Source organism: Mycolicibacterium grossiae, assembly GCF_008329645.1.
Taxonomy (GTDB): domain Bacteria; phylum Actinomycetota; class Actinomycetes; order Mycobacteriales; family Mycobacteriaceae; genus Mycobacterium; species Mycobacterium grossiae.
Genome location: NZ_CP043474.1, coordinates 118,832 through 139,170, shown reverse-complemented (window position 1 = coordinate 139,170; position 20,339 = coordinate 118,832). Strand labels below are relative to the sequence as shown.

Below are 20,339 nucleotides of genomic sequence, written 5' to 3'. Positions count from 1 at the left end.
TTCGGCGGTCAAGCGCCTCGTCACTCCTTGGGGTTCGTGATGGGTGGCGCCGAGCCTAGTGAAGCGACGCTGAGAACACGCTCAGGCGACCGTGCCGTGGCGGCGCTTGGCGTCGACGCGCAACACGGTGCGGACGGCGACGGTGTCGCCGAGCATCTCGGCGACCTCCCGCGCGGTGTCGTCGGCGGCGCGCGCGCCGGCCCGAAGGCCGTTCCACGCGAGCACCGTCGCGGTGAGCGTCACGGTGGGCGTGCCCTTCTCCAGGGTCGCGGCGCCGGACGCCTTGAGTACGGCGGGGTTTCGGCCGAGGGACACGGCGGCAGCCGAGGCGACCGAGGCGGCGTCGGCGGTACTGGGCGAGCGGTCGGGCCCGTCGGAGGTGCCGAGGGCGACGCGTGACGCCCGGTGTGCGGGGCGGTGCGCGAACAGCCAGCGCAGACCCAGCAGGATCAGGAGCAGGCCGACTCCGCCTGCGGCCCAGGGCCACCAGTCGGCGGCCGCGGTGCGGTGGGCGACGTCGAAGGACACGCTGCGGCCACCGACCAATGCGCCACGTTCCCACGCCACGGCGCCCAGTCCGAGGACGACGAGGCCGATGCCGGCGAGGAGGGTGACGAGGCGGTCGACGCCGAGGGCGGTGCGGGTCACGAGCGGTCCTCTCGGGTGTGCACCGCAAGGCGCGGGGCGCGGTGCAGGGGGCGGAGTGCGTCGGCGACGGCGTCGGCGACCAGGGTGCGGACCTCGGCGGCGTCGCCGGTGACGCGGCACCGCACGGTGACCTTGCGGCGCGTGGCGGTGCTGCGGGCGTCGAGCACGCCGGGGACGTCCAGCGCTGCCGCCGTCGCGACGGTGGCGACGTCACCGTGGCGGACGTACACCGACGTGTCGGCGGCCAGAGCGGTCGCCGTGGCGCGGCGCGGCAGGAACGCGACGACGACGAGCGCCATGCCGAGCAGCGTGACCACGACGCCGGCGGGCAGCATCCAGGTGGCAGGCGAGACGACGTCGACGGCGTCGATGGCGGCCGGCAACCACGGCCGGCCGTGGAGCAGCCCGGCCGCCAGTGCGGCGTCGCGCACGGCGATCGCACCGGCGGCGATCAGCACCAGGGCCAGCAGGACGCCGACGATGCTGGCACCCGCGGCCGCGACGGGCGAGGGGGCGCTACGGGCGCGCGCGGCGTCGGGCGCCGGTACCTGGGTGGCGGTCAAGTCACGCTCCTCTGCGGTTGGGCCGACGGCGGGATGACGGCGGCGACGTGTACGCGGACGCCGTCGACGACGAGCCCGCCGTGGTGGGTGAGCGCGTCGGTGATCTCACGCCGCACGGCGGCGGCGGTGTCGGCGAGCGGGCGACCCCATTCGACGGCCACCTCGACGTCGGCGCGCACCCGGTCACCGGCGACGTCGACGTCGATCCGGGGCAGTTCCCGGCCGGCGAGCCGGCCGAGGCCGGAGCCGTGCCGGTGCACGCCGGGCGCATGGAGCGCGGCGGCCTCGGTGATGCGCTCGACCGCGCGGTTGCGGACGGTGAGCCGGCCCCGCTCTCCGGGGTCGACGTCGGGGCCGATCTCAGCCACGGCCCCGGCCCCGGAGCCAAGTGGTGGCGTCGAATTCGCCGTCGCGGTGTCCGCCGACGACGTAGCCGATGACGCCGAGGACGAGGGCGAGCAGGAAGCCGGTGAACCCGCCGGCGGCGGCGGCGACGCCGAGCAGTACTCCGGCGAGCATGCCTGCGGTAGCGGTGGTCATCTCAATCCTCCATGGGGACAACGGGTTCGGTGGTGGGGGTGGGGCGTGGCCCGGTGGCTACGTCCTCGACGGTGACGTCGACGGCGAGGCCGGGAAGCGCCGCGGCGACCGCCTCGCGCACCGCGGCGGCGGTCCGTCGGATGGGTGCGTCGGCGGACACCGTGATGTGCAGGTCGACGCGCTCGTCGGTGATGCGGACGCCGGTCACGCGGCGTCCGGGCAGGTACGTGGCGACCTCGCCGAACATGCCGGGGTGCAGACCGGCGACGCCGGGCACGGCGCGGGCGATGCCCGCGACCGTGTCGGCTGCCGAACCGTGGTCGGGAGTACTCACTCGACCCGGGTGAGGTGGTTGCTCTCGACGGCGTCGTCGTCGGCGGTGGCGACGAACACGTCGTGGACGGTGATGTTGACCTCGACGACCTCGAGGCCGGTCATGCGCTCGAGGGCGGCGATGACGTTGCGGCGGATGCCGGAGGCCAGGTCGGAGATGGAGACGCCGTACTCGGCAACGATGTCGATGTCCACGGCGGCCTGCTTCTCGCCCACCTCGACGGATACGCCCTGCGAGTAGTTGGTCGAGGCGCCCGGGATCCGCTCGCGCAGCGCGCCGACGGCGCGGGTGGCGTTGCCGCCCAGGTCGTGTACGCCGTTGACCTCGCGTGCGGCGAGTCCGGCGATCTTCGACACGACGACGTCGGCGATCGTGGTGCGGCCGTGGCTGGTGGACAGCGGGCCGTTGGCGGCCGCAGCCGGGGCGGCGGTGCTGGTGGTCGAACCGGTGGTGGTCGGACCCTGGGCGGTGGTGGCCATGTCGGGCATCCCTTCTTCGTTTGGCTGATCGGTACGCCAGGTATGACGGCGCACCACGTCTGAACCGAACATGCCCGCTGATGTGTCGTGCAACACAATCCGAGGGGGTATCCGCTCCGAATACAGAGGGTGTCCGCGACGAGCGCGGCCGGAGAGGGCGGATGTGTCGGGCGAACGCGGTGTCGACGAGGTGCTCGTCGACGCGGACCCGGTCGACGACCGGGGTCTGGCCGCCGCGGCGCGGGCCGGCGACGTCGAGGCATTCGAGGAGCTGGTGCGCCGGCACGGCCCCAGCCTGTACCGCTTCGCGCGGCGCATGATGCGCGACGGCGACGCCGTCAACGACGTCGTGCAGGAGACCTTCGTGGCGGCGTGGCGGCAGATCGCCACGTTCCGCGGCGACTCCGGTGTGCGGACCTGGCTGTTCACGATCTGCTCGCGCAAGGTGGTGGATTCGCACCGCGTCAAGCGGGCGGTGCCCATCGACGACCGCCTCATCGAGCCCGTCAGCCAGGACGTGGACAGCAACCCGTTCGCGGTCGCCTCGAACACCGCGTTCCTCGAAGCCATGGAGGCGGCGCTGGCGGAATTGCCGCCGCGACAGCGCGCGGTGTGGACGCTACGAGAAGTGGAGCAGTTGACGTTTCCTCAGATCGGGACCATCCTCGAGATGAGCGCGGACGGAGCGCGAGGCCATCACCACCGGGCCCGTGCCACACTCCAACAGAGGCTTCGGCAATGGCGATAGGCGATTACGAGATCATCGGGCGCGCGGCAACTCTCCTGCGTGCGGTGCCCGAACCGGGATGGCAGGCGATCGAGCGCGGCGTGCTGGCGGCGGTCCGGGCGACCCCCCGCGGCGGCTGGCCGCTCGACGTCGTCGACCCCGCTCCCGGATCGGCGCCCGGCGTTCTGCGGGTCACCGACCTGGTGCTGACCCACCTGCTGAGCGTCGCGCTGCGCGGCGAGCGCGACGTGGTGGTCCTCGACGTCGCAGCGCACGGCGAAGATGGTGTGCTGCAGGAGGTTTCGCTCGAGGTGAGCTGTCGCTACCTGGCCGACGTCGCCGGGGTCGCGCAGCGGCTGCGGGCGCGCTGCGCGGCGGTCGTGGCCGACGTGCTCGGCCGCGACGACGAGGTGCCGATCGGCGTCACCGTGACCGACGTCCACCGCTGAGGACGCGGTCGCCCGTCAGCGGCGGGCGTGGTGGCGCTGCAGCGTCACCGACACCGTGAGCACCACGAGACCGGCTGCGGCCAGCACGGCACCGGCGGCCGCGGGCGCGGTGTAGCCGTGACCCGCGGCGATGACGAGGCCACCGATCCAGGCGCCCGCGGCGTTGGCGATGTTGAGCGCCGAGTGGTTGAGGGCGGCGGCCAGCGTCTGCGCGTCCTGCGCGACGTCCATGAGGCGCGTCTGCAGCGCCGGGCCGATCGACGCGCCGGTGGCGCCGATGAGGAACAGTCCGAGCAGCGCGCTCCAGGGATGATGCGCCGCGGCGACGAAGAGCGCGAGCACCAGGCCCAGCGCGACGATCGACGCGTACAGGCCGCGGATCACCGACACGTCGGCCATCCGCCCGCCGACCAGGTTGCCGATCACCATGCCGAGCCCGAACGCCATGAGGCCGAGCGGAATCAGCGCGCGGGGGAGTCCGGCGACGTCGGTCAGCGTCGTGCTGACGTAGGTGTAGACCGCGAACATGCCGCCGAAGCCGACCATGCCGACCAGCAGCGCCAGCCAGACCTGCAGGCGCTTGAGCGCCCCGAGTTCGGTCAGCGGGCTGCTGACGTGCATGCCGCGCATGTCCGGCAGCCAGAACCAGATCGCCGTCAGCGTCAGCAGGCCGACGCCGACCACGAGGCCGAAGGCGCTGCGCCAGCCGAAGTGCTGGCCCAGCCAGGACGCCACCGGCACGCCGATCACCGTGGCGACCGTCAGTCCGGTCAGGACGTGGGCGACGGCCTTGGCACGGTTCTGCGGTCCCATCAGGTGGGCTGCGACCAGCGCGGCGATGCCGAAGAAGGCGCCGTGCGGCAGGCCCGCGACGAAGCGGGCCGCCATCAGGGTGCCGTAGCTCGGGGCGAGTGCCGACGCCACGTTGCCCAGGGTGAACACCGTCATCAAGGCCAACAGCAGGGTCTTGCGCGGCAGGCGCGCCGTGAGTGCGGCGATGGTCGGTGCGCCGACCACGACGCCGAGCGCGTAGGCGGAGATGACGTGGCCGGCGGTCGGTTCGGTGATGCCCATGGTGGCGGCGATGTCGGGCAGCAGGCCCATCGCCACGAACTCCGTGGTGCCGATGCCGAAACCGCCCAGCGCCAATGCGAACACCGCCAGCCACCGGATCGTCGGATCGGGGGCGACGACGGAGCTGGGCCGGGTGGGTCGGGTCGCGGCGCGGGTCACGGGTTTCACGGTAGGGCGACTTACGCTCATCCGCAAAGTGACTTCTGCACCTAAAGGACAAAAGTGGCGCAGCTTACGTCGATCCTGTTCAATCGATGCATGGCCAGCGTTGGCGACGTGTTCACCTTGATCCGGGAGTTGCGCGACACCACCCGCGCCGAACTCGGGCAGCTGACCGGCGCGTCCCGGACCGCCGTCGCCGCGCGCGTCGCCGCCCTCGTCGAGATCGGGCTGGTGGCCGAGAGCGTGCCGGCGCCCTCGACCGGTGGCCGACCGGCGACCATGCTGACCTTCGACGCGGACGCCGGCGTGGTGCTGTGCGTCGCCATCGGCATCAGCCGGACTCGGATCGCGGTGTGCAACCTCGCCGGCGAACCGATCGCCACCAGCGACATCGATCAGGAGGTCGCCCTCGGGCCCGACGACCTGATGCCCGACGTGGTGAAGCGGCTCGACGTCCTGTTGCAGGACGTTCGCGACGTGCCGGTGTACGGCATCGGGCTCAGCCTGCCCGGTCCGGTGGACCGGGACCGCGGCTGCAGCCGTGACTCGCCGATCCTGCGCGGCTGGGATCGCGTCGAGCTGCGCCCGTACTTCGACGACCTCGGTCTCGGCGTGCCGATCCTGCTCGACAACGACGCCAACGCGATCGCGCTGGGGGAGCGGGGTGGCGAGCTGCAGCGGCTCGACGACCTGCTGGTGCTCAAGGCCTCGACGGGTCTGGGTGCGGGCATCATCGCCGGCGGGGTCCTGCAGCGCGGGGCGTCGCAGGCCGCCGGCGAATTCGGGCACGACAAGACCCCGGCCGCCGAGGGGCTGCGATGCCGCTGCGGGGACACCGGCTGCCTGGAGGCGGTGGCCGGCGGCTGGGCGCTGGTCCACCGGCTGCAGCAGGCCGGTCGCGACGTGCGGCACATGCGCGACGTGGTCGAACTCGTCCACGCCGGCGACCCGGAGGCCCGCGGCATGGTGCGTGCCAGCGGACGCCACGTCGGCGAGGTGATCGCCGCGGCGGTCAACCTGCTCAACCCGGCCGTCCTCGTGGTGGCCGGGGACATGGCCGCCGCCTACGACGTGTTCGTCGCCGGGCTGCGAGAGTCGTTGTACCGCAACGCCACGGCGATGGCGACGCGCGAACTCGAGGTGGTCCCCGCCGCACACGGCGACCACTCGGCGGTGCTGGGCACCGCGGCCATGGTGCTCGACGAGGTGCTCAGCGCGCCGGCCGTCGACGCACTGGTGGCTACCCGGCCTTCGCGATGACGTTCTCCGCGAACCACTCCAGGTTGCGGATCTTGTCGTCGAGCGGCTCGGTGTCCGGGCCCATGATGTAGGGGATGCGGAAGCCGACGATGACGTCGGTGACGCCCTTGTCCTCGAGGCGCTTGATGCCGTCGAGGGTGAAGCCGTCGATCGAGATGACGTGGATCTCGAACTCGTCGGCTGCGCCGATGCGCTCCTCTTCCTCGCGGAACTTCGCCAGCTTGGCCAGCAGCGGGTCGAGTTCCTCGGGGTCACCGCCGCCGTGCATCCAGCCGTCGTTGCGGGCCGCGCGGCGCAGGGCCGCGTCGGCGTGACCGCCGACCAGGATGGGCACCGGCTTCGTGGGGGCCGGGGTCATCTTGGTCTTCGGGATGTCGTAGAACTCGCCGTGGTACTCGAAGTACTCGCCGGTGGTGAGTCCGCGGATGACGTCGATGCACTCGTCCATGCGCTTGCCCCGCCGGGCGAACGGAACGCCCATGACGTCGTAGTCCTCCGGCCACGGGCTGGTGCCGACGCCGAGGCCCAGCCGGTTGTCGAACAGCGCTGCCAGGGAGCCCGCCTGCTTGGCCACCAGCGCCGGAGGCCGGATCGGCAGCTTGAGCACGAAGATGTTGAAGTGCAGCCGGGTGGTCACCGCCGAGAGCGCGCCGATCAGCGCAAAGGACTCGATGAACGCCTTGCCGTCGAGGAACTCCCGGTTGCCGTCCTCGGTGTAGGGATACGTCGAGTCCGACTCGAAGGGGTAGGCGATGCTGTCCGGGATGGTCATCGCGTGGTAGCCGGCCTCGTCGGCAGCCTTCGCCAACGGGATGTAGTACTTCGGGTCGGTCATGGCCTCCGCATAGGTGAACCGCATGAACGCCGATACTAGAACACGTTCTAGTTCGGTGGCGTGAAACGGTGCGTTTCCGTCGAGGGTCAGATCGGGAACGGCGGGGTGCCCATCCCGGTGACCGACCACCCGCCCTGCGGGGTGCGCTCGGCGACCCGGGCCGCGGCGGTGCGGCCCACCGCCGTCAACAGCACCTCCGGGCGGCGCAGCACGTCGGCGGGAAGGTCGCCGGAAACCGTTCCGCGCCAGTGGTATCGGCCGTCGACGGGGTCGAGGTGCCCGGTCAGCCGGGCGTGCACCGCGTGGTCGGCGTCGCCGACCCGCAGCGTGGCGGGGCCGTCGTAGACCTCGTGATTCGCGTCGGCGTCATCGGCGGCCGGGGTGGCCTGGGGGGCCTCGGGGGTGGTGGCCGAACCCGGAAGGAAGTGCGCGCGCCGCCAGAGTCGGCGTGCGATCGGACCCATGAGCCCGACCTCCTCGAGGAATGCCGCCAGCGGGGCGAAGCCCTGCTCCTGCACGCGGTGCCGGTGGGGACTGCTGCGCGCCATCCGGCGGGCCGCCCGGGCCGGTAGGCCCACTCGGCGGTACTGCACCGGGTTGGTGAAGAGGAACTGGAAGAAGGGTCCGCCGACGCCGTTGAGGTTCGCGACCCACCACCGGTTCAGCCGGGGCATCGCGCCGACGTGCCTGCGGACGCCGTCACGGGCGAACGAGATGTGCCGGGCCTCTTCGGTGACGTGGATGCGCATGAGGCGCTGCACCATGGGCTGCAGCTCGGGGTCGTCCATCATCTGCCGTTGCAGCGAGTCGAAGATCTCCTCGCCCACCAGGGCGGCGACCCAGAGCAGTGAACCCTTGAAGATCAGCGGGAGGCCGTTGATGATGATGCGCTGATACCGCCGTGGCGCAATCGGTTTCGCGCCGAGGCGCTCGATGGCCTTGCCGAACATCACCATGTGCCGCGTCTCGTCACCCATCTCGGTGAGCGCGTAGTGGGTCGCGTTGGCGGTGGGATCGGCGTGCATCAGGTCGCGCAGCAGCGCCTGGTTGAGGATGTTCTCGAACCAGATGCCGGCCGAGAGCGTGTTGACCAGCTCCTGGCGCGACAGCTCGATGCGCTCGGCGCGCGACATCGCGTCCCACAGCGGCGTGCCGTAGAGCGAGACCACCCGGGGCGGCAGGAAGAACTTGTCCGGGTCCAGCGTTGCGTCCCAGTCGATGTCGACCACGGGAGCGTAGGACTTCTTCACCGAGCCCTTGAGCAGGCGGGCGGAGAACTCCCCGCGCGTGGGGGCGGCGGTGCGGGGGTGAGTGGAGGCAGTCATCGTCGACGTCCCTTCGTAGTGAGCATCACGGTAGGGAGCGCGGCGAACTCATGTCAATACCCCGGGTACCGGATACTTTCGGTAACGCCCCGGCCGGGTTTCGCGGGGGCCGAGCGGGGTAACGCCGACGCATGGCCGGCCGAACCGATTCCGAGAACGACCGACGCGAAGACTGGCGCTGGGACGTGTCCACGCGTGCGGCCGACCGGCGTGCGGACGAGCCCGAGCGCGAGCAGGCACCCGATCCCGACGACCCGCGCAAGCCCGACTCGCCCGACGACCTGACCAAGCCGTCGCTGCTCTACGTGCTGCGCAAGACGGCCCGGGAATTCAGTCACGACCAGTGCACGGATCTGGCTGCGGCGCTGACCTATTACGCCGTGCTCTCGCTGTTCCCGGCGCTGCTCGCGCTGGTGTCGCTGCTCGGTGTGTTCGGCCAGGGCAAGCGCACCACCGACGCGGTGCTCGACGTGGCCGACGACGTCGTGCCCAGTTCCGTGGTGGACACGCTGCGGCCCACCATTGAGCAGCTCGTCGCCACCCCGTCGGCCGGCCTGGCGCTCGTCATCGGCCTCGGCAGCGCGCTGTGGTCGGCCTCGGGGTACATCGGGGCCTTCGGCCGGGCGATGAACCGGATCTACGAGATCGACGAGGGCCGGCCGGTGTGGAAGCTGCGCCCGCTGCAGCTGCTGCTGACCCTCGGCGGGCTGGTGATGGCGGCCCTGGTCGCCGTCGTCCTGGCCGTCAGCGGACCCGTCGCCCGCGCGGTCGGGGACACCATCGGCCTCAGCGACGCGGCGCTCACCACCTGGAACATCGTGCGCTGGCCGCTGATCCTGCTCGCCGTCATCGTCGCCGTCGCGATCCTGTACTACGCCAGCCCCAACGTCGAGCAGCCGAAGTTCCGCTGGATCAGCATCGGTGCGTTCCTGGCGATCCTGACGTGGGTCCTGGCGTCGGTGGCCTTCGCCGTCTACGTCTCGAACTTCAGCAGCTACAACAAGACCTACGGCGCGTTGGGCGGCGTCATCGTGTTCCTGCTGTGGTTGTGGATCACCAACCTGGCGTTGCTGTTCGGCGCCGAACTCGACGCCGAGCTGGAACGCGGCAGGCAACTGCAGGCCGGGCTGCCCGCCGAGCGCGAGCTGCAGCTCCCGCCACGCGACACCCGCGTCATCGAGAAGACCGAGAAGGCGATCGAGAAGGACGTGGCCCGCGGCCGGCGGCTGCGCCACACCCGCGGACGCGACGCCTGACCCTAGGATCGCGGCATGAGTCGGTTCTTGCTGCGCGCGGCCGTCACCGGCGTCGCGCTGTGGATCGTCACGCGGCTGGTCGACGGCATCTCGTTCGTCGGTGGTGAGGACGCGCTGCAGCGGGCCGGCATCGTGTTCGTCGTCGCCGTGATCTTCGGTGTGGTGAACGCCGTCGTGAAGCCGATCGTGCAGCTGCTCTCGATTCCGCTCTACGTCGTCACCCTCGGGCTGTTCCACGTCGTCGTGAACGCGCTGATGCTGTGGATCACCTCGCGCATCACCGAGAACACCACGCACTGGGGCCTCTACATCGACGACTTCTGGTGGACCGCGATCTGGGCTGCGATCGTGCTCTCGATCGTCGGCTGGGCGCTGTCGCTCATCACCCCCGGGGTGTGACGGTCATGCGGCACACTGGATGACATGCCCGAACTGCCCGAAGTCGAGGCGCTGGCCGATCACCTGCGCCGCCACGCCGTCGGTCTGACCGTCGGCCGCGTCGACGTCGCGGCGCTGTCGGTGCTCAAGACGTTCGATCCGCCCACCACCGCGCTGCACGGGCGCGAGGTGACCGGCGCGAACCGCTGGGCCAAGTACCTCGGCCTGCAGGTCGGCGATCTGCACCTCATCACGCATCTGTCCCGCGCCGGCTGGCTGCGCTGGTCGGACAAGCTGTCGGCGGCCCCGCTCAAGCCCGGCAAGGGCCCCATCGCGTTGCGCGTGCACCTCGGAACCCCGGGCGAGGGAGCGGGATTCGACCTCACCGAGGCCGGCACGCAGAAGCGGCTGGCGGTCTGGCTCGTCGACGACCCCGCCAAGGTGCCCGGCATCGCCGTCCTCGGGCCGGATGCGCTGACGCTCGACCTCGAGGGGCTGGCCGCCGCGCTCAAGGGCAACACCGGCCGCATCAAGAGCGTCATCACCGACCAGAAGGTGATCGCCGGCATCGGCAACGCCTACAGCGACGAGATCCTGCACGTCGCACGGCTGTCGCCGTTCGCGACCGCGGGCAAGCTGACCGAGGGGCAACTCAACGCGTTGCACGACGCGATGATCACCGTCCTCACCGACGCGGTGACCCGCTCGGTCGGCCAGCAGGCCGCCACGCTCAAGGGGGAGAAGCGGTCTGGCATGCGCGTGCACGCCCGTACCGGACTGCCCTGCCCGGTGTGTGGTGACACCGTGCGCGAGGTGTCCTTCGCGGACAAGTCCTTCCAGTACTGCGCGACCTGTCAGACCAGCGGCAAGGTGCTCGCCGACCGGCGGATGTCGAAGCTGCTCAAGTGACCGATCAGCGGCAGTAGGACCGCGTCGCGGCGCCGAGCGCGTCGACGTACAGCGGGTCGAGCCCGCGGTCGCGGGTGACTGCCGCACGGGCCTCGTCGAGCGCCGGCCGGCATCCGGGCCCGGCGAGCAGCGGCCACTGCCGGGCCATCTCGGCCACCATCGTGCGGTTGAACCCGTCGATCGCGGCGCGCGACGCCGCCAGGTCGGGCGCGGTGGTCGGGGCCGAGGCGGGGTCGAACTTCCACTGCCCGAAGCGGATGTACTCGACGCCCTCGGTGGCGTGGATCTGGTCGGCGAAGGCCGTGCGGGCGTAGTCCTCGTCCAGCCCGCGCCGGCGCGCGTCGTCGCCGACGCCGTCGAGCACCTGCCGCACCCGCGGCGCGTCCTCGATCGATCCGCCGGTGAGCCACTTGAACGCGGCGACGCCGTCGGCCGTGCCGAGCCGCTGCGCGGCCGCGTCGACGAGGGCGTACAGCGGCGGACGGTCGTCGGCGTGCGCGACGGGCGGTAGAGCGAGAGACAGGACGGCGAGAAGGACGACGGTGAGCCTCACGGCCCCATCATCGCCCACGGGTCGCCTCGACCGGCGACTTGACGGCTGTCGAGTCCGGTTATCCTGCTCGCATGACTCGGCAGAAGATCCTCATCACCGGCGCCAGCTCGGGCCTCGGTGCCGGCATGGCCCGCCAGTTCGCCGCCAAGGGCCGCGACCTGGCGCTGTGCGCACGGCGCACCGAGAATCTGGAGGAGCTGAAGGCCGAGCTGCTGGCGAGGCATCCGAACATCACCGTGGCGGTGGCGTCGCTCGACGTCAACGACCACGAGCAGGTGCCGAAGGTGTTCGAGGAACTGTCCGAGGCGATCGGCGGCGTCGACTGCGTCATCGTCAACGCCGGCATCGGCAAGGGCTACCCGCTCGGCGGCGGCAAGCCGTGGGCCAACAAGGCCACGATCGAGACGAACCTGGTGGCGGCACTGGTGCAGATCGAGACCGCCCTGGCGATGTTCAAGGCCGCCGGGCGCGGCCACCTGGTGCTGGTGTCGTCGGTGCTCGGCAACCGCGGCGTCCCCGGCGTCAAGGCCGCCTACGCCGCCAGCAAGGCCGGCGTCACGTCGCTCGGTGAGTCGCTGCGTGCCGAATACCGCACCGGACCGATCAAGATCACGACGCTCGAGCCCGGCTACATCGAGTCGGAGATGACCGCCAAGGCCGGGCAGACGTTGCTCATGGTCGACAACGAGACCGGCGTGCGGGCCATGGTCGACGCCATCGAGAAGGAGAAGGGCCGCGCCGTCGTCCCGGGCTGGCCGTGGTGGCCGCTGGTCGAGGTCATCAAGCTGCTGCCCAACCGCTTCATGGATCGCTTCGCCTGACTTTCCCCGTGATTTGTGAGCGCTCACGTTCGGTGAGCGAACGAAAGCGCTCGTGAATCGCTCAGGCTTGGCGGCCGCGCTCGGTGCGGTAGCGGCGGACGAGCGCGTCGGTCGAGCTGTCGGTCTGCTCGGCGGGCGAGTCGTCGCCGGTGAGCACCGGCAGCAGCGCCTTCGCCTGGGTCTTGCCCAGTTCCACGCCCCACTGGTCGAACGAATCGATACCCCACACCACGCCCTCGGTGAACACCTGGTGCTCGTAGAGCGCGATGAGCTGCCCGACGACCGACGGAGTCAGCTTCGTTGCGAGAATCGATGTGCTGGGCCGGTTTCCGGGCATCACCTTGTGCGGCACGACCTCGGCGGGAGTGCCTTCCTCGGCGATCTCTTCGGCCGTCTTGCCGAATGCCAGCACCTGGGTCTGCGCGAAGAAGTTGCTCATGAGCAGGTCGTGCATGCTGCCGGTGCCGTCGGCGGTCGGCAGGTCGTCGGTGGGCTCGGAGAACCCGAGGAAGTCGGCCGGGATGAGCCGGGTGCCCTGGTGTAGCAGCTGATAGAAGGCGTGCTGTCCGTTGGTTCCTGGCTCGCCCCAGTAGATCTCGCCGGTCTCGGTGGTCGCCGGCGAACCGTCGGCGCGCACCGACTTGCCGTTGGACTCCATGGTCAGCTGCTGCAGGTACGCCGCGAAGCGGGCCAGGTCATTCGAATACGGCAGCACCGCGCGGGACTGCGCGCCGAAGAACTCGTTGTACCAGAGGCCGATGAGGCCAAGCAGCACAGGCGCATTCGCCTCCAGCGGCGTCGTGCGGAAGTGCTCGTCGATCAGGTGGAAGCCGGCCAGGAACTCGGCGAAGCGCTCCTTGCCGATCACCGCCATGACGCTCAGACCGATGGCGCTGTCGACGGAGTAGCGGCCGCCGACCCAGTCCCAGAAGCCGAACATGTTGGCGGTGTCGATGCCGAACTCGTCGACGAGCCGCTGGTTCGTCGATACTGCGACGAAGTGTTTGGCCACCGCGGCGTCGCCGAGGGCGTCGGTCAGCCAGCGTCGCGCCGCCGTCGCGTTGGTCAGGGTCTCCAGGGTGGAGAACGTCTTCGAGGCGACGATGAACAGCGTGGTCGCGGGGTCGAGTCCGTCGAGCTTGGCGACGAGGTCGGCCGGGTCGACGTTGGAGACGAAGCGCGCCGAGACACCGGCGTCGGCGTAGTGCCGCAGCGCCTGGTAGACCATGACCGGCCCGAGGTCCGAGCCGCCGATGCCGATGTTGACGACCGTCCGGATGCGTTCGCCGGTCGCGCCGGTCCACTCGCCGCTGCGCAGGCGATCGGTGAAATCGCCCATCCGGTCCAGCACCTCGTGCACGTCGGCGACGACGTCCTGCCCGTCGACCGTCAGCGACGCGTCGCGGGGCAGACGCAGCGCGGTGTGCAGCACCGCGCGGTCCTCGGAGGTGTTGATGTGCTCGCCGGCGAACATCGCGTCGCGCTTGGCCTCCAGCCCGGCGGCGCGCGCCAGATCGACGAGCAGTCCGAGCGTCTCGCGGGTGACCCGGTGCTTGCTGTAGTCGACGTACAGATCGCCGACGGTGAGCACCAGTTCCCGGCCGCGTGCGGGGTCCTCGTCGAACAGGTCGCGCAGGTGCCGACCGCCGATCTCGTCGTGGTGACGGACGAGTGCGTTCCAGGCCGGAGTCGACGAGATATCCACGATGTCGGTCATTCCCACGACCCTAGTGCGCACGGCTGAACGAAGGTGTAAATGATGGATGTATGGACACCGCCAAGCTGTTGAGCTCCGTTCCGACCGGTCTGTGGATCGGCGGTGAGGAGCGTGCCGGCACGTCGACGTTCGACGTGCTGAATCCCGCCACCGACGAGGTCATCACGACGGTGGCCGACGCCGGCGCCGACGACGCCGTGGCCGCGCTGGACGCGGCGAGCGCGGTGCAGGCCGAGTGGGCCGGGACGGCGCCGCGCAAGCGCGGGGAGATCCTGCGCTCGGTGTTCGAGACCATCACCGCCAGCGCCGACGACATCGCCGCCCTCATGACGCTGGAGATGGGCAAGGTGGTCGCCGAGAGCAAAGGTGAGGTGACCTACGGCGCCGAGTTCTTCCGCTGGTTCTCCGAGGAGGCCGTGCGGATCGGCGGCCGGTACACGCCGAGCCCCGCCGGCACCGGGCGCATCGTCGTCACCAAGCAGGCCGTCGGACCGTGCTACGCCATCACGCCGTGGAACTTCCCGCTGGCGATGGGCACCCGCAAGATGGGTCCGGCGTTCGCCGCGGGCTGCACGATGATCGTCAAGCCGGCGCAGGAGACGCCGCTGACCATGCTGCTGCTCGCCAAGCTGATGGACGAGGCCGGCCTGCCCAAGGGCGTGCTGTCGGTGCTCCCGACGAGCCGCCCCGGCGACGTGACCGCCGCGCTGATCGACGACGGCCGGCTGCGCAAGCTCACCTTCACCGGCTCCACCGGCGTCGGCAAGGCGCTGGTGAAGCAGTCGGCGGACAAGCTGCTGCGGACGTCGATGGAACTCGGCGGCAACGCGCCGTTCATCGTGTTCGACGACGCCGACGTGGACGCGGCCGTCGACGGCGCGATCCTGGCCAAGATGCGCAACGGCGGCGAGGCCTGCACGGCGGCCAACCGCTTCCACGTCGCCAACTCCGTCCGCGAGGAGTTCACCGAGAAGCTGGTGAAGCGGATGAGCGAGTTCACCCTCGGCGACGGGCTGGACGAGTCGGCGACGCTGGGCCCGCTGATCAACCAGAAGCAGCTCGACAAGGTGACCGAGTTGGTCTCCGACGCGGTGTCGCGCGGCGCCACGGTGGCCGTCGGTGGCGTCGCGCCGGAGGGGCCGGGCAACTTCTACCCGGCGACGGTGCTGGCCGACGTGCCCGCCGACGCCCGCATCCTGGCCGAGGAGGTGTTCGGGCCGGTCGCGCCGATCGCCGGCTTCGACACCGAGGAGGAGGGCATCGCCGCGGCCAACGACACCGAGTACGGCCTCGCGGCGTACGTCTACACGAAGTCCCTCGACCGGGCGCTGCGCGTCGCGGAGTCCATCGAGTCGGGCATGGTCGGCGTCAACCGCGGCGTCATCTCCGACGCCGCGGCGCCGTTCGGCGGCATCAAGGAGTCCGGGTTCGGGCGCGAAGGCGGTACCGAGGGCATCGACGAGTACCTCGACACGAAGTACATCGCGCTTACCAACTGACTCCACCTTGGACGGATTCAGCCGCAGCTGCGGCTAGGATCCGTCCATGCCGCCGAACATTCGGATCCGTGACGCCGCCGAGCTGCTCGGCGTCAGCGACGACACCGTCCGCCGCTGGATCGACGACGGGAGCCTGACCGCCGGCACCGACGACGCCGGACGCAAGGTGGTCGGCGGGGCGGCGCTGGCCGAGTTCGTCCGCACCCACGGCGGGCGGGCGCCGCAGGACCCGGTCGACGTCGCCAGCTCGGCGCGCAACCGGTTCGCGGGCCTGGTCACCAAGGTCACCACCGACACCGTGATGGCCCAGGTGGAGATGAAGTGCGGGCCGTTCACCGTCGTGTCGCTGATGAGCAGCGACGCCGTGCGCGAACTCGACCTCGAACCGGGCAGCATCGCGGTCGCGGTCGTGAAGGCCACCACCGTGATCGTCGAGACCCCCGGCGGTGCGTCGTGAGGCGGCTCGTCGCGCTGACCGCCACCGGCGTACTGGCCGCGGCGCTGCTCACCGGGTGCGGGTCGGACGCACCGTCGGGGGAGTCCGTGACGGTGTTCGCCGCGGCGTCGCTCAAGCAGTCCTTCACCCAGCTCGGCAACCAGTTCGAGGGCGACCACCCGGGGACGACGGTCGAGTTCTCGTTCGCCGGTTCGTCGGACCTCGTCACGCAACTCACCCAGGGTGCGTCGGCGGACGTGTTCGCCTCCGCCGATGCGACGAACATGCAGAAGGCGGCCGACGCCGGACTGCTCGACGGCTCGCCGGTGAACTTCGCCTCCAACGTGCTGACGATCGCCGTCGCGCCGGGAAACCCGAAGGCCGTGACGTCCTTTCGCGACCTCACCCGGCCCGGGCTCACCGTCGTCACGTGCGCGCCGCAGGTGCCGTGCGGCTCGGCGACCCAGAAGGTCGAACGGTCCACCGGTGTCACGCTCGCGCCGGTCAGCGAGGAGTCGTCGGTCACCGACGTGCTCAACAAGGTGTCGTCGGGCCAGGCCGACGCGGGAGTCGTCTACGTCACCGACGTCGCCGGTGCGGGCGGCTCCTCGACCGCCGTCGACTTCCCGGAGTCCGCCGGCGCGGTGAACACGTACCCGATCGCGACGTTGCAGGACGCGGCAAACGCCGAGCGGGCGCGCGACTTCGTCGACTTCGTCACCGGCCCGGCGGGACAGCAGGTGCTCCGGCAGGCGGGCTTCGGCGCCCCCTGACGGCTCGAGCCCCGTGGCCTGCCTAGTGGCCGAGGCGGCTCGATTGCCTAGTGGCCGAGGCGGCCGCGGCCCAGGCGCAGCAACAGCATCGCGAGGTCCTTGCCCTCCGGGCCGAGCGTGCTGTAGCGCTCGATCACCTTCATCTCGCGGCTGTGCACCAGCCGGGTGCCGCCGGAGGCCATGCGAGCCTTGCCGATCAACTTCGACACCTCCGTGCGCCGGGCGACCGCGGCGATGATCTCGGCGTCGAGCCGGTCGATCTCGAGGCGCAGGTCGTCGATGTTCGGCGTCCCGTCGGCTTCGATGCTCATGGATGACTCCTCGGTGATGCGCGGGGGACTGCGGCCTCGTCCGACGCGGGCCGCGCGCGAGCCCCGGTCGATGGCGCGGACCGCGGGCTCGGTCGGATGCCGACTCGACCGCGGGCACCGTGAACCGGCACCCGACGTCGGATCGTCGCTGCTGATCCGGAACGTTCGCAGTGTGCCACCCGCGGTCGAGTCGACGCAAAGGCCGCCGCTGCGCGGATGCGCCGCGTGTCCCCGGTCGGCGGTAGATTCGATGAGTCATGACTTCGCTTGCCACCGACACCGATCACCTCCTCGACGGCCTCAACCCGCAGCAGCGCCAGGCCGTCCTGCACGAGGGCACCCCACTGCTGATCGTCGCGGGCGCCGGGTCGGGCAAGACGGCCGTGCTGACCCGCCGCATCGCCTACCTGCTCGCCGCGCGCGACGTCGGCGTCGGCCAGGTGCTGGCCATCACCTTCACCAACAAGGCTGCCGCGGAGATGCGCGAGCGCGTCGCGGGCCTGATCGGTCCGCGGGCGCGGGCGATGTGGGTGTCGACGTTCCACTCGACGTGCGTGCGGATCCTGCGCAACCAGGCGTCGCTGCTGCCGGGGCTGAATTCGAACTTCTCGATCTACGACGCCGACGACTCGCGGCGGCTGCTCATGATGATCGCCAAGGACATGGGCCTCGACACCAAGAAGTACTCGCCGCGCCTGCTCGCCAATGCGATCTCGAACCTGAAGAACGAGCTGATCGACCCCGACGGGGCGGCGGCGGCGCTCACCGACGGCACCGACGAACTGACCCGCATCGTCGCCGAGGTGTATGCCGAGTACCAGAAGCGGCTGCGGGCGGCCAACGCGCTGGACTTCGACGACCTCATCGGCGAGACCGTCGCCGTGCTGCAGGCCTTCCCGCAGATCGCGCAGTACTACCGCCGGCGCTTCCGGCACATCCTCGTCGACGAGTACCAGGACACCAACCACGCGCAGTACATGCTGGTGCGCGAACTGGTGGGCCACGACCTCACCGACGGCGAGGTGCCGCCCGCGGAGTTGTGCGTGGTGGGTGACGCCGACCAGTCGATCTACGCCTTCCGCGGCGCCACCATCCGCAACATCGAGGACTTCGAGCGGGACTACCCGAACGCGACGACGATCCTGCTCGAACAGAACTACCGCTCGACGCAGAACATCCTCTCGGCCGCCAACGCGGTGATCGCCCGCAACGCCGGCCGGCGCGAGAAGCGGTTGTGGACCGATCAGGGCGAGGGCGAGCTGATCGTCGGCTACGTCGCCGACAACGAGCACGACGAGGCCCGCTTCGTCGCCGAGGAGATCGACGCGCTCAGCGACCGGCACGGCTTCTCCTACAACGACGTCGCGGTGTTCTACCGCACGAACAACAACTCCCGTGCGCTGGAGGACGTGTTCATCCGCGCGGGCATCCCGTACAAGGTGGTCGGCGGCGTTCGGTTCTACGAGCGCAAGGAGATTCGCGACATCGTCGCCTACCTGCGCGTGCTGGACAACCCCGGGGACGCCGTCAGCATGCGACGCATCCTCAACACCCCGCGGCGCGGCATCGGCGACCGCGCCGAGGCGTGCGTCGCGGTGTACGCCGAGAATACCGGCGCCAGCTTCAACGACGCCCTGCAGGCCGCGGCCGAGGGGCGCGTGCCGATGCTGAACACCCGCTCCGAGAAGGCGATCGCCGGATTCGTCGCGATGCTCGACGAATTGCGCGGCGGGCTGGCCGGCGAACTCGGCGAGTTGGTCGAGAACGTGCTGGAGCGCACCGGTTACCGCCGCGAACTCGAGGCGTCCAACGATCCGCAGGACCTGGCCCGGCTGGACAACCTCAACGAATTGGTGAGCGTCGCCCACGAATTCAGCATCGACATGGCCAACGCCGCCGCGCTGCGCGAGGAGGAGGGCGAGCCGGTCGACGAGGACGTGCCCGACACCGGTGTCCTCGCGCAATTCCTCGAGCGGGTGTCGCTGGTCGCCGACGCCGACGGCATCCCCGAGCACGGCGCCGGGGTGGTGACGATGATGACCCTGCACACCGCCAAGGGCCTCGAGTTCCCGGTCGTGTTCGTCACCGGCTGGGAGGACGGCATGTTCCCGCACATGCGGGCCCTGGGCGATCCCACCGAGCTGTCCGAGGAACGCCGGCTGGCGTACGTCGGCATCACCCGCGCCCGGCAACGGCTCTACCTCAGCCGGGCGAAGGTGCGCTCGTCCTGGGGACAGCCGATGCTGAACCCGGAATCGCGCTTCCTGCGCGAGATTCCGCAGGAACTCATCGACTGGCGGCGCGTCGAGGCGCCGGCATCGGCGTTCAGCGCGCCGGTCAGCGGTGCCGGTCGGTTCGGCCCGCCGGAGAGCCGTCGGCCGTCACCGAGCCGTCCGGCCGCCAACCGCAACCGGCCGCTCATCGTGCTGGAGCCCGGCGACCGAGTCACGCACGACAAGTACGGTCTGGGCCGCGTCGAGGAGGTGGCGGGGGTCGGGGAGTCGGCGATGTCGCTGATCGACTTCGGCAGCGCGGGCCGGGTCAAGCTGATGCACAACCACGCGCCGGTGCAGAAGCTGTAGTCAGCGGCACCAGCGCGCGGTGGCGGGCAGCAGCGCCAACCCGATCGTCGCGACCGGCAGCGCCGGAATGAAATAGACGATCGCCGGCAGGGCGGCGCCCGCGACGAACAACCCGGCGAAGATCATCAGCGCGACGATGGCACCGACGCCCAGCAGCAGGCGTCCGATCCGTCGCCGCAGCAGCAGTGCGATGAGCCCGCCGATGGTGGCCGCTGCGGACACCGTGGTGAGGAAACCGATGGCGATGCAGAACAATTCGTCGGTCTTCCACCAGTTGGTGATCAGCGACGTGGCGATGACGGCGGTGGCCCAGCCGCTGATGATCGCGACGGTGGCCGTGGCCGACGCGGCCTTGGGGTCGGCGTGGGCGGGGACCGACGGTCCGATGGCCGACGGTGTGGGACGCGGGACGTAGGTGGTGCGGGGATCGCCGTCGTCCAGCTGGTCGACGCCGACGCGGGGGACCACCGTGGTGTGTGCGTCGTCGGTGAGGCGCGGCACGAACGTCGTGCGGGCGTCGTCCGATGAGCGCGGCACGAAGGTGGTCGGCGGATCGACGGTCGGCACGGGTCCGGTGGGGGTGCGCCGGATGATGCCGGTCTGCGGGGCGGAGTCCAGCGACTCCAGCGACGGCGAGTCCGGCTGCCGGCGGATGATGCGGGTGCGGTCTGAGGACGGTCCCTGCGAGGTCGTCCGGTCAGTCACCCG

General features: G+C 70.7%; 24 protein-coding genes. 11 read left to right on the top strand and 13 right to left on the bottom strand.

The genetic code is table 11. The annotated features are described in order from the left end of the window. Nucleotides 1-81 precede the first annotated feature (81 nt). The 6 genes from FZ046_RS00700 to FZ046_RS00675 are packed head-to-tail and all read right to left on the bottom strand — an operon-like array spanning nucleotide 82 to nucleotide 2,564. Nucleotides 82-648: a hypothetical protein gene (locus tag FZ046_RS00700; protein WP_070351103.1), complete on the bottom strand. Its 567-nt coding sequence runs from the start codon at nucleotides 646-648 to the stop codon at nucleotides 82-84. Beyond that, nucleotides 645-1,211, bottom strand: a complete 567-nt coding sequence (locus FZ046_RS00695) for a DUF6286 domain-containing protein (protein ID WP_070351104.1) — start codon at nucleotides 1,209-1,211, stop codon at nucleotides 645-647. The genes FZ046_RS00700 and FZ046_RS00695 overlap by 4 nt, the downstream gene beginning before the upstream one ends. Beyond that, nucleotides 1,208-1,579 carry an Asp23/Gls24 family envelope stress response protein gene (locus tag FZ046_RS00690; RefSeq protein WP_070351105.1) on the bottom strand — a complete coding sequence of 124 codons (372 nt, stop codon included), beginning with the start codon at nucleotides 1,577-1,579 and terminating at the stop codon, nucleotides 1,208-1,210. Before FZ046_RS00690 ends, FZ046_RS00695 begins: the two co-directional genes overlap by 4 nt. Then, the gene (locus FZ046_RS00685; protein ID WP_048635377.1) at nucleotides 1,572-1,751 is read right to left on the bottom strand and encodes a hypothetical protein; all 180 of its coding nucleotides are present in this window, start codon (nucleotides 1,749-1,751) and stop codon (nucleotides 1,572-1,574) included. Before FZ046_RS00685 ends, FZ046_RS00690 begins: the two co-directional genes overlap by 8 nt. Before the next feature lies 1 nt (nucleotide 1,752). Then, nucleotides 1,753-2,085, bottom strand: a complete 333-nt coding sequence (locus FZ046_RS00680) for an Asp23/Gls24 family envelope stress response protein (protein ID WP_070351106.1) — start codon at nucleotides 2,083-2,085, stop codon at nucleotides 1,753-1,755. Beyond that, nucleotides 2,082-2,564 (bottom strand): Asp23/Gls24 family envelope stress response protein, encoded by a 483-nt coding sequence (locus tag FZ046_RS00675; RefSeq protein ID WP_070351222.1) that lies wholly within the window; start codon nucleotides 2,562-2,564, stop codon nucleotides 2,082-2,084. Before FZ046_RS00675 ends, FZ046_RS00680 begins: the two co-directional genes overlap by 4 nt. 163 nt (nucleotides 2,565-2,727) lie before the next feature. On the opposite strand from FZ046_RS00675, the gene FZ046_RS00670 reads away from it, so the two are divergent. Both FZ046_RS00670 and FZ046_RS00665 read left to right on the top strand, forming a co-directional pair. After that, the gene (locus FZ046_RS00670; protein WP_246182873.1) at nucleotides 2,728-3,312 is read left to right on the top strand and encodes an RNA polymerase sigma factor; all 585 of its coding nucleotides are present in this window, start codon (nucleotides 2,728-2,730) and stop codon (nucleotides 3,310-3,312) included. Continuing rightward, nucleotides 3,303-3,740 (top strand): hypothetical protein, encoded by a 438-nt coding sequence (locus FZ046_RS00665; protein WP_070351107.1) that lies wholly within the window; start codon nucleotides 3,303-3,305, stop codon nucleotides 3,738-3,740. The genes FZ046_RS00670 and FZ046_RS00665 overlap by 10 nt, the downstream gene beginning before the upstream one ends. 15 nt (nucleotides 3,741-3,755) lie before the next feature. Here FZ046_RS00665 and FZ046_RS00660 read toward each other — a convergent pair whose 3' ends face one another. Beyond that, the gene (locus tag FZ046_RS00660) at nucleotides 3,756-5,003 is read right to left on the bottom strand and encodes an MFS transporter (RefSeq protein WP_099045783.1); all 1,248 of its coding nucleotides are present in this window, start codon (nucleotides 5,001-5,003) and stop codon (nucleotides 3,756-3,758) included. A gap of 69 nt (nucleotides 5,004-5,072) precedes the next feature. Here FZ046_RS00660 and FZ046_RS00655 point away from each other — a divergent pair, with 69 nt between their 5' ends. Then, nucleotides 5,073-6,236 carry an ROK family protein gene (locus FZ046_RS00655; RefSeq protein ID WP_070351109.1) on the top strand — a complete coding sequence of 388 codons (1,164 nt, stop codon included), beginning with the start codon at nucleotides 5,073-5,075 and terminating at the stop codon, nucleotides 6,234-6,236. Here FZ046_RS00655 and FZ046_RS00650 read toward each other — a convergent pair. Together FZ046_RS00650 and FZ046_RS00645 are read right to left on the bottom strand one after the other, a co-directional pair. Continuing rightward, on the bottom strand, nucleotides 6,217-7,095 hold the full coding sequence (locus FZ046_RS00650; protein ID WP_070351110.1) for an LLM class flavin-dependent oxidoreductase: 879 nt from the start codon (nucleotides 7,093-7,095) through the stop codon (nucleotides 6,217-6,219). The two genes, FZ046_RS00655 and FZ046_RS00650, sit on opposite strands and share 20 nt — an antisense overlap. Nucleotides 7,096-7,157: 62 nt before the next feature. Then, the gene (locus FZ046_RS00645) at nucleotides 7,158-8,396 is read right to left on the bottom strand and encodes a diiron oxygenase (RefSeq protein ID WP_149484166.1); all 1,239 of its coding nucleotides are present in this window, start codon (nucleotides 8,394-8,396) and stop codon (nucleotides 7,158-7,160) included. 131 nt (nucleotides 8,397-8,527) lie between these two features. Here FZ046_RS00645 and FZ046_RS00640 point away from each other — a divergent pair, with 131 nt between their 5' ends. Genes FZ046_RS00640 through FZ046_RS28215 form a run of 3 tightly spaced genes read left to right on the top strand, consistent with a single transcriptional unit; the run spans nucleotide 8,528 to nucleotide 10,939 of the window. Next, a complete protein-coding gene (locus FZ046_RS00640; protein ID WP_083297929.1) occupies nucleotides 8,528-9,652 on the top strand; it encodes a YihY/virulence factor BrkB family protein in 1,125 nt (374 codons plus the stop codon). 15 nt (nucleotides 9,653-9,667) lie between these two features. After that, nucleotides 9,668-10,051 carry a phage holin family protein gene (locus FZ046_RS00635; RefSeq protein WP_070351112.1) on the top strand — a complete coding sequence of 128 codons (384 nt, stop codon included), beginning with the start codon at nucleotides 9,668-9,670 and terminating at the stop codon, nucleotides 10,049-10,051. A gap of 24 nt (nucleotides 10,052-10,075) precedes the next feature. Further along, entirely contained in the window at nucleotides 10,076-10,939 is an 864-nt protein-coding gene (locus FZ046_RS28215) for an Fpg/Nei family DNA glycosylase (RefSeq protein WP_070351113.1), read from the top strand. 4 nt (nucleotides 10,940-10,943) lie between these two features. Here the strand turns inward: FZ046_RS28215 and FZ046_RS00625 are convergent, their stop codons facing one another. Beyond that, nucleotides 10,944-11,492, bottom strand: a complete 549-nt coding sequence (locus tag FZ046_RS00625; RefSeq protein WP_070351114.1) for a chorismate mutase — start codon at nucleotides 11,490-11,492, stop codon at nucleotides 10,944-10,946. Between the two features lie 71 nt (nucleotides 11,493-11,563). Here FZ046_RS00625 and FZ046_RS00620 point away from each other — a divergent pair, with 71 nt between their 5' ends. Beyond that, nucleotides 11,564-12,313 carry an SDR family oxidoreductase gene (locus FZ046_RS00620; RefSeq protein ID WP_070351115.1) on the top strand — a complete coding sequence of 250 codons (750 nt, stop codon included), beginning with the start codon at nucleotides 11,564-11,566 and terminating at the stop codon, nucleotides 12,311-12,313. A 61-nt stretch (nucleotides 12,314-12,374) separates the two neighbouring features. On the opposite strand, the gene pgi is transcribed toward FZ046_RS00620, so the two are convergent. Continuing rightward, nucleotides 12,375-14,030, bottom strand: a complete 1,656-nt coding sequence (gene pgi, locus FZ046_RS00615) for a glucose-6-phosphate isomerase (RefSeq protein ID WP_070351116.1) — start codon at nucleotides 14,028-14,030, stop codon at nucleotides 12,375-12,377. Between the two features lie 50 nt (nucleotides 14,031-14,080). Between pgi and FZ046_RS00610 the strand changes: the two genes are divergently transcribed. From FZ046_RS00610 to modA, 3 genes are read left to right on the top strand one after another with little or no spacing between them, the layout of a single operon-like run. After that, nucleotides 14,081-15,529 carry an NAD-dependent succinate-semialdehyde dehydrogenase gene (locus FZ046_RS00610; protein WP_070351117.1) on the top strand — a complete coding sequence of 483 codons (1,449 nt, stop codon included), beginning with the start codon at nucleotides 14,081-14,083 and terminating at the stop codon, nucleotides 15,527-15,529. 46 nt (nucleotides 15,530-15,575) lie between these two features. Continuing rightward, nucleotides 15,576-15,986 (top strand): TOBE domain-containing protein, encoded by a 411-nt coding sequence (locus FZ046_RS00605; protein ID WP_070351118.1) that lies wholly within the window; start codon nucleotides 15,576-15,578, stop codon nucleotides 15,984-15,986. After that, the gene (gene modA, locus FZ046_RS00600; RefSeq protein ID WP_070351119.1) at nucleotides 15,983-16,738 is read left to right on the top strand and encodes a molybdate ABC transporter substrate-binding protein; all 756 of its coding nucleotides are present in this window, start codon (nucleotides 15,983-15,985) and stop codon (nucleotides 16,736-16,738) included. Before FZ046_RS00605 ends, modA begins: the two co-directional genes overlap by 4 nt. Before the next feature lie 47 nt (nucleotides 16,739-16,785). Here modA and FZ046_RS00595 read toward each other — a convergent pair whose 3' ends face one another. After that, nucleotides 16,786-17,049, bottom strand: coding sequence for a chorismate mutase (locus FZ046_RS00595; RefSeq protein ID WP_070351120.1), 264 nt, complete (start codon nucleotides 17,047-17,049; stop codon nucleotides 16,786-16,788). A 257-nt stretch (nucleotides 17,050-17,306) separates the two neighbouring features. Between FZ046_RS00595 and pcrA the strand changes: the two genes are divergently transcribed. Further along, nucleotides 17,307-19,631, top strand: a complete 2,325-nt coding sequence (pcrA, locus tag FZ046_RS00590) for a DNA helicase PcrA (protein WP_070351121.1) — start codon at nucleotides 17,307-17,309, stop codon at nucleotides 19,629-19,631. Here pcrA and FZ046_RS00585 read toward each other — a convergent pair whose 3' ends face one another. Continuing rightward, the gene (locus FZ046_RS00585) at nucleotides 19,632-20,336 is read right to left on the bottom strand and encodes a hypothetical protein (RefSeq protein WP_070351122.1); all 705 of its coding nucleotides are present in this window, start codon (nucleotides 20,334-20,336) and stop codon (nucleotides 19,632-19,634) included. Nucleotides 20,337-20,339 lie beyond the last annotated feature (3 nt).

Bases quoted from the DNA above. Each gene is read 5' to 3' on its own strand.
- FZ046_RS00595 (WP_070351120.1), bottom strand. From the start codon at position 17,049: ATGAGCATCGAAGCCGACGGGACGCCGAACATCGACGACCTGCGCCTC.
- FZ046_RS00640 (WP_083297929.1), top strand. From the start codon at position 8,528: ATGGCCGGCCGAACCGATTCCGAGAACGACCGACGCGAAGACTGGCGC.
- FZ046_RS00620 (WP_070351115.1), top strand. From the start codon at position 11,564: ATGACTCGGCAGAAGATCCTCATCACCGGCGCCAGCTCGGGCCTCGGT.
- FZ046_RS00605 (WP_070351118.1), top strand. From the start codon at position 15,576: ATGCCGCCGAACATTCGGATCCGTGACGCCGCCGAGCTGCTCGGCGTC.
- FZ046_RS28215 (WP_070351113.1), top strand. From the start codon at position 10,076: ATGCCCGAACTGCCCGAAGTCGAGGCGCTGGCCGATCACCTGCGCCGC.
- FZ046_RS00660 (WP_099045783.1), bottom strand. From the start codon at position 5,003: ATGAGCGTAAGTCGCCCTACCGTGAAACCCGTGACCCGCGCCGCGACC.
- FZ046_RS00650 (WP_070351110.1), bottom strand. From the start codon at position 7,095: ATGCGGTTCACCTATGCGGAGGCCATGACCGACCCGAAGTACTACATC.
- FZ046_RS00610 (WP_070351117.1), top strand. From the start codon at position 14,081: ATGGACACCGCCAAGCTGTTGAGCTCCGTTCCGACCGGTCTGTGGATC.
- FZ046_RS00665 (WP_070351107.1), top strand. From the start codon at position 3,303: ATGGCGATAGGCGATTACGAGATCATCGGGCGCGCGGCAACTCTCCTG.
- pgi (WP_070351116.1), bottom strand. From the start codon at position 14,030: ATGACCGACATCGTGGATATCTCGTCGACTCCGGCCTGGAACGCACTC.
- FZ046_RS00685 (WP_048635377.1), bottom strand. From the start codon at position 1,751: ATGACCACCGCTACCGCAGGCATGCTCGCCGGAGTACTGCTCGGCGTC.
- FZ046_RS00655 (WP_070351109.1), top strand. From the start codon at position 5,073: ATGGCCAGCGTTGGCGACGTGTTCACCTTGATCCGGGAGTTGCGCGAC.
- FZ046_RS00675 (WP_070351222.1), bottom strand. From the start codon at position 2,564: ATGGCCACCACCGCCCAGGGTCCGACCACCACCGGTTCGACCACCAGC.
- FZ046_RS00635 (WP_070351112.1), top strand. From the start codon at position 9,668: ATGAGTCGGTTCTTGCTGCGCGCGGCCGTCACCGGCGTCGCGCTGTGG.
- pcrA (WP_070351121.1), top strand. From the start codon at position 17,307: ATGACTTCGCTTGCCACCGACACCGATCACCTCCTCGACGGCCTCAAC.
- FZ046_RS00645 (WP_149484166.1), bottom strand. From the start codon at position 8,396: ATGACTGCCTCCACTCACCCCCGCACCGCCGCCCCCACGCGCGGGGAG.